Genomic DNA, 7,337 nt, shown 5'->3' on the forward strand with positions numbered 1-7,337 from the left:
GATGGAAGCCGACGCCCGTCAGGCACTCGAGTCCATCCGGCTCAACTGGGCCGACACCCCCGACGATGTGTGGGGCACCGCCGACCCCTTCCACGTCGGCGGTCTGCACGAGGACACCATCGTCGACATCACCCGCTCCTTCGACGACGCCCGGCGCTCGCCGTCGGGGAGTCCGATCGGCGTCACCGTGCGCGGGCCGGCGGGATCGGGAAAGACTCATCTCCTGGGTCGGGTCCGGCATCGCGTCCAGGAGGCGGGCGGTTACTTCTTCCTCGTCAAGTTGCTCGACGCCACCGACTTCTGGCGTTCGGTGCTCGTCGCGATCATCGACGACCTCGCCCGTCCGACCCCTCGGCACCGCTCGCAACTGAATCAACTCCTCCACCGCCTGGCTATCGACGCCGAGGTCTCGGACGAGACGCGTGCCGCGGTGACCGGCGGCCTGCTCACACCCGCGGCCCTGGACGACTTCGTCCACGGGGTCTACACCCGCCACTCCAGGCACCGTCGCCGTTCCCAGCACATCCTGCGCGCACTGGTCCTGCTCGAGTCCGATGACTTCGCGGCCAAAGACCTCGGCGAGGCGTTCCTCCACCTGGACATCGACGACGCCGAGGAACTCGCCTCCTGGGGGATCCGCAACGCGCGCCTCGGCTATCAGGAGATAGTCGAGAACATCTCTCGCATCATCGCTTTCGACGACGCCGCGGTGCTCGCGATCGATCAGATCGACACCCTGATCGAGGCCGGCAAGACCGCCGAGCCGGGCGAGGACTCGCAGGTCGAGAAGCTGGCGCACGGCCTGATGTCGGTGCGCGACACCATGAGCCGGACGACATGCGTGGTCTCGTCCATCTCCGCGGCCTGGGAGTACCTCGCGGGTCATGTGATGCGTTCCGCGGTCGACAGATTCCGGTTGCCGCCCACGCTGCAACGGCCGGCCAGCGCAGATTTCGGCCGTCTCCTTCTCGCCCGGCGGTTCGCCCCGGGTTTCGCCGCAGTGGAATTCACACCGCCCCACGCCACGTGGCCGGTCACAGACGCTGCTCTGAGGACGGCGACCGACTACACGCCACGAGAGTTGATGGTGACCGTGGATCGCCAGATCGCGGCTATGCTCCGCAGCGACACCTTCGTCGAGATCACCGACCTCTCGGGAGCCGCACCGACGGCTACGGCGCGCGGCGCGTCGAGTGCCGCGGCCGGCGATGGCCAGCAGACACTCCCTGGGACCGACGAGATCGTCTCCGGCACGGGTTCTTCCGTCTCGGAGACGACATCTTCCCAGACAGCCTCGGCGTCGTCCGCCTTGTCGGGCAATCCCGCGTTCGAGAAGCTCGATCAGCGGTACGCCGAACTGATATCGCGTGCCGATCCACTACCGGCGCTGGTACCCGACACCGAAGACAAGATCGTCCCATCACTTCTGCATGCAGGGTTGGCGACCTGGATTCAAGCCCTGTCGCGCGACGCCGACCGGTGGCAGCTCGATGCCCGCCCAGGTCCGAAAAGCCCTCTGCACGGACGTATCCGTCAACTCGTCGACGCGAACCGGGACGTCGAACAGTCGTGGAGCTTCCGTGCGATAGCCGCATCGAACGCGCGCGCCGTCCAGACCAGGCTGTCGAGCGCGACGACGACATCCGGATTCACGCTGGGTGACATCGAACGCACCCTGGTGATCCTCCGGCGGGATCCGTGGCCCACCGGCCCCAAGACCCGGCAGATGGTCGAGGAACTGCACGATCGTGGCGGGCGGGTTGTTGCCTGGACCGAGCACGACATCAAACGGTTGTGCGCCTTGGCCGCATTACGGGCCGAACGGCCGACTCACCTCCGCGAGTGGGTCTCGGCACGCAACCCGGCGGCCGAGATCGCCTTCATCACCGACATCCTGGGTCCCGCCGTGGAGACCCCTGCCGTGCCCGGAAATGAGCCTGAGACGCGGATTCCCCAGCCATCCCCGACGACCCCAGGCCGTCCAGAGTTCGACACCGCGGGCACTCCGGTGCCACGCCGGGCAGAGCCGACCGTTCCGCGAAATCCTGAACCACAGCCTGCGACCGCACGTCCGATCGCCGGCGAATCACACTCCCCAACAGCGGAACCCGACACTACCGAGCAGACAATCACCCTCGGTCGCAGTGTCGCAACGGGCGAGGCGGTTGCGGTCTCACTGCCGGCCCTCCGCAAGCACGTCGCGCTGTTCGCCGGATCAGGCTCAGGTAAGACCGTGCTGATCCGTCGCATCGTCGAAGAGGCTGCGCTGCAGGGGGTCTCATCGATCGTTCTCGACGTGAACAACGACCTCGCCCGTCTGGGCACGCCATGGCCGGACAACGATCCGCGCCCGTGGACTCTCGAAGACCGCGGGCGCGCCAAGACCTATCTACAGGACACCGAAGTCGCGGTCTTCACTCCGGGACGCGCGTCGGGGCGGCCACTGAGCTTTCAGCCGCTGCCCGATTTCACCACGGTGGTGGGCAACCCTGACGAGTTCCGCGCGGCGGTCGACTCCGCGGTCGGTGCACTCATCCCGCATGCGCGGGCCACCGGAACCAGCGCAAAGGCCTACCGGCAGCAAGCGGTCCTCCAGCAGTCTATGGAGGCCTTCGGACGCCGCGGCGGCGGCAGCCTGCGGGCGTACGTCGGACTGCTGACCGAACTGCCCCAGGACGCAAGCACCCTGGCCGACGCACCCAGGCTCGGCGCCGAACTCGCCGAGAACCTCAAGGCCTCGATGGCCATCGATCCCGTGTTCGGCGGCGAGGCCGCACCCGCCGACCCCGGGTTCCTCCTCACTCCCACACCGGGCTTCCGTGCTCGGGTGTCGGTCGTCAACCTCGCCGGCCTCGGCACCGACGACCGGCGCGCGAGCTTCGTCAACCAGCTCCAGATGGCGCTCTTCGCCTGGATCAAGAAGAATCCGGCGGTCGACCGACCACTCGGCGGGTTGCTCGTCATGGACGAGGCGCAGAACTTCGCCCCGTCGGTGCGGACGACCGCGGCATCGAAGAGCACCAGTGCCCTCGCCTCCCAGGCTCGAAAGTACGGTCTCGGCCTCATCTTCGCGACCCAGTCGCCGACCGGCATCGACAACAAGATCTCGGCCAATTCCTCGACTCAGATATTCGGACTCCTCAACCATCCGACACAGATCGACCGTGCCAAAGAACTCGCCGCCAACAAGGGCAGTCGAATTCCGGACATCGGCAAGCTGCCAGCGGGCACGTTCTACATCGCGAGCGAGGGTGGACGTTTCACCAAGGCCGAGACCCCCCTCTGCCTCACCTACCATCCCTCGAGTCCCCCTACCGAGGATGAGGTCGTCGATCTCGCGCGGTCGACTGCACTTCGCGCGCAGTGACGTGCGAGCCTGACTTCGCAGACGGCCAGCGGCGTGGATTGGCACAATGGACACCGTGCTCACGCTGACCGCCGGAGAGAACCGTCCACTGCCCTCGCCGGCGGTGACCGTCTCGGTGCGCTCGGCATCGCCGGTCAACACCTCGGCGATCCTGCTGACCGACGCCGGGCGGGTCCGCTCCGATGCCGACCTCATCTTCTACAACCAGCCCGCCGGACCCGGAGTCGGCTATCGCTCCGACGGCTCCGCCGACATCGTCTCCATCGACACCGCTGCCCTGCCCCGCGAGATCGCGCGGGTGGTCGTGGCCGCGAGCCTCGACGGCACGGGACCCACCAGTTTCGCCACCGCCGGTGCGCTCACCGCAACGGTGACCGGCGGCGGCACCGACCTCACCTTCAGCCCCGCCGGCCTCACGAGCGAAGCGGCGGTCGTGTGTCTGGAGATCTATCGTCGCAACGACGTCTGGAAGGTGCGAGCCGTCGGACAGGGTTACGACTCCGGTCTCGCCGGACTGGCGACAGCCTTCGGCATAACCGTCGACGACGAGCCCGCTCCACCACCTCCGCCCGGCCAACCCCCGCGCGTGACCGATCCGCAACCCTGGCCGCCCTCGACGGCACCACCTCCGACCGCACCACCCTCGACGCCCGGACCGCAGGCGTCGCAATGGAATACACCGTCCACACCGCCACCTCCGGTCACCGCCCAACCACAGGGAGTCCCCATGCACAGCGATCTGTTCGCGCCGTCCCACGCCGAGGTCACCGGGCAGGGGATCCAGAAGCAGGGCAGCAAGATGTGTCGGGTCGGACTCTCCGGTGAGGTGATGGCCCGGACCGGCTCGATGGTGGCCTATCAGGGAAACCTGAAGTTCGAGGCGCTCGGCTCCGGCGGGCTCGGCCGGATGATGCGTCAGGCGGTGACCGGTGAGGGCGTCCCGCTGATGAAGGTCACCGGGCAGGGCGACCTGTTCCTCGCCGACGCCGCGTCGGACGTGCACCTCATCGACCTCGACGGGTCCGACGGCCTCACCATCAACGGCGCCAACGTGCTCGCCTTCGACTCGTCGCTCTCCTACGACATCGCCCGCGTGCAGGGGGCCGGGGCGATGAGCAACGCCGGCCTGTTCAACTGCGTGTTCACCGGCCGCGGCCGGATCGCCATCACCACCGACGGCACCCCGGTCGTCCTGAACGTCGACGCCGCGACCTACGCCGACCCGCAGGCCGCGGTCGCGTGGTCGTCGAGCCTGCGCACGTCGGTGAAGTCCAACGACTCGTTCAACCTCGGCACCCTCATGGGTCGGAGCACCGGCGAGCGGTTCACCCTCGAGTTCTCCGGGCGCGGTTTCGTCGTCGTCCAGCCGTCCGAACTGCCGCCCGGCGGATTCGTCGGCGGCACCGGTGGCGGAGGCTCTGCGGGGTCTGGCGCCGGCGGCATGCTGGGCGGCATCCTCGGCCGCTGACGAGGCGGAACTCGGTGCGCCTCCCGAGTTCGTCGGTGCCGCCTGCTCTACTACGCTCCACCTCCGAACATCAGGAGCGAGCATGGCCCACCTTTACGATCTGCGGGGTCTGCCCCGCTGGCACCCCGACCCGCTGGTACGCGAGACGCTCGACCGCATCCGGCGCTGCGGTTGGGCGGTGACGGCAGTCAGTGACGAGTGCACGTTCCACTCTCACGAATGCGAAGCACCGGACTACTCCTTCGCGTACACCACCGGCCTGCGCTTGCACGACCTCCCAGAGTTGGCGGTATACGGGCTGGGTGCCCGAACGAGTGCATTGGTTCTCAACGAGTTGGCCAGCGTGTTTCACACCTATGACTGGCACGCGATCGTGTCGAATTCGATTCCCGTGCACTGAAATCACTTGATGTTCCGGTCACCGTGATCGAAGTGATGGACAAATCCGATCTAACCGTCACCAACGTCCTCTACCCGGACGCTCCGGCCTTGCAGGCGGTGTGGCCCGACGACCTGGGCAGCTATCCGTGGGAAGAGAGTTACACCCTTGCACCGGAACACCAGTTCGTGAAGGGCGTGCATGACCCGCGATCGACCAGAGTCGATAGTCCGCGCGTAATCTACCCGCACCCCGGAATGAACCGGGCGCACCGCGCAAGGCGTCCCGAAGCCGACGTCGACGCTGAGCAGGCGCGCGGCGAGGCGCTCAGCCTGAGTTGAGGGGGCCATCAGCCGTTCGGTTCTTGTCGGTGCCCCCGGATACAGTTATTTCCTACAGGCCACAGATGAAAGACGCATATCGGCAGACGGTTACGCCGGTGTCGAACCAACGATGACGAGAAGCCCTGCCTCCAGTTCCGTCCTGTGATGTGGAAGGTCCGTCATGACAACAACACTCGCCACCATGCTGTGCCCAGAGACCGAAAGTGTCGACCACTCCGGCGGTGAGCGTTATCTCGCCGTGTTGGCTGCGATTCGCGAGGCGCTGTGGGATCTGCCCCCTGGCGGCGCGGAGCCGACCGGCCGCCAAGCGAGCACCGCGATGTCTCTGCTGATCGAACTGCGCTCCATCCTGGACCATCACGCCGCCGTCGGAGCTGCCACCCTCGACCGTCTCGGTGTGGCCCGACAGTCGACCGGCAAGACGTCCACCCTGCTGATCACGATGGGTGCAGCACCCGCAATCGCGCACCGCTGGTTGCGGATCGGCAACGCACACGCGTGGCTCTGTCGGTTACCGGGCTACACCGCCGACGGCGCGATCCCCGGCGAACACGCCGGTGCCGTCGTGAGCGGCATAGCTCATGTCGGGCGTCGAGCACCCGAGGGTGTCTGCGCCGAGGAGCGAGCAGAGGTCGAGCAGACCCTCATCGCGCACGCGATGTCCGGCGCCACCCCTGCCGAAATTGCCCAGAGGGCGCGCGAACTGGGCAACGAGTATGCGGTCGGGACTGGCGGCCTGCCTGCTGGCGAGGACCGCACCATCAACGAGTTCACCCTCACCCCGACCGGGGAAGGCCGAGTCAGCGTGCGCGGCGATCTCGACACAGTCATCGGCGAAAAGCTCACCGCGGCAATCGAATCTCTGAACACACCGAGGCCTGAGCCCGACGGCTCCGACGACTCTCGGACCACCGGGGCCCGCAACGCGGATGCTCTGGAACTCATCCTCGATGCCGCCGCGGTGGCCGACACCACCCTTGCAACCCCACCGAAGACTCACGTCAGCGTGCTCCTGCCGGCGGCTGCTCCGGACAAGGCCAGCCTGTTGTGGCTGGGTTCGATCAGCCCCACCACCGCATCCTTGCTGGCGTGCGACTCCTCTGTCAGCGACGTGGTAATCGACGGCGACACCGTCCCCCTGCAGATGGGCACTTCCAGACGACTGTTCCCGGCGCATCTGCGTAGAGCGATCATCATCCGCGACCGGTGCTGCATCAAATGCGGTGCGCCGGCGGGCCGCACCCACGTCCACCACATCCAGTTCTGGAGCCACGGCGGTTCCACCGATATCGACAACGGGTGCTTGCTCTGTCCGTCCTGCCACGCCCACATCCACGCCGGCCAGTGGGAGATCGTCATGGGGCGCGACCGCCACCCGTGGCTGGTCCCACCCGCATCGATCGATCCGAGCCGAACGCCGTTGCCGGCATACAACCGCCGCACCATGACTCTCGATGATCGGGCCGCCGCCTGATCCATCACGCTGGTCGATGACCGACTCGCATCGGCGAACGGCCGGAGAACTTGAGCGCCCAATTTCTGAAGGCGAATCCCGACAAGGGACGACGCCCCGCGTAGCACCTTTCGCACCGATCCGTCGGAGCGCGCATGCCCTTTGAGAACTTCACAGTGTTGACGCCCGACCTGTGGTGCGGCTGAAATGCGTAAGGCCCCACCTCTCTGTTGGGAGGTGGGGCCTTACAGCGCGACCATCAGGTCGGTGCGAAGTCACCAGCTGGACTTCTGCACACCCGGCAGGTCGACGCCGCGACCTACGCC

At 67.0% G+C, this 7,337-nt stretch carries 5 protein-coding genes; all 5 read left to right on the plus strand.

Annotated elements, in window-relative coordinates; genetic code table 11:
* Window position 1: 1 nt before the first annotated feature.
* Window positions 2–3,367 carry a helicase HerA domain-containing protein gene (locus AMD30_RS19480; protein ID WP_055476759.1) on the plus strand — a complete coding sequence of 1,122 codons (3,366 nt, stop codon included), beginning with the start codon at window positions 2–4 and terminating at the stop codon, window positions 3,365–3,367.
* A gap of 46 nt (window positions 3,368–3,413) precedes the next feature.
* Window positions 3,414–4,835, plus strand: coding sequence for an AIM24 family protein (locus AMD30_RS19485; protein ID WP_055476760.1), 1,422 nt, complete (start codon window positions 3,414–3,416; stop codon window positions 4,833–4,835).
* An 82-nt stretch (window positions 4,836–4,917) separates the two neighbouring features.
* Window positions 4,918–5,235, plus strand: coding sequence for a DUF4262 domain-containing protein (locus AMD30_RS25720; protein WP_269432847.1), 318 nt, complete (start codon window positions 4,918–4,920; stop codon window positions 5,233–5,235).
* A 23-nt stretch (window positions 5,236–5,258) separates the two neighbouring features.
* Window positions 5,259–5,555 carry a DUF4262 domain-containing protein gene (locus AMD30_RS25725; protein ID WP_269432848.1) on the plus strand — a complete coding sequence of 99 codons (297 nt, stop codon included), beginning with the start codon at window positions 5,259–5,261 and terminating at the stop codon, window positions 5,553–5,555.
* Between the two features lie 163 nt (window positions 5,556–5,718).
* A complete protein-coding gene (locus AMD30_RS19495) occupies window positions 5,719–7,032 on the plus strand; it encodes an HNH endonuclease (RefSeq protein WP_231632795.1) in 1,314 nt (437 codons plus the stop codon).
* The last annotated feature ends 305 nt before the right edge of the window (window positions 7,033–7,337 follow it).

Source organism: Gordonia sp. HS-NH1 (genome assembly GCF_001418765.1).
GTDB lineage: Bacteria > Actinomycetota > Actinomycetes > Mycobacteriales > Mycobacteriaceae > Gordonia.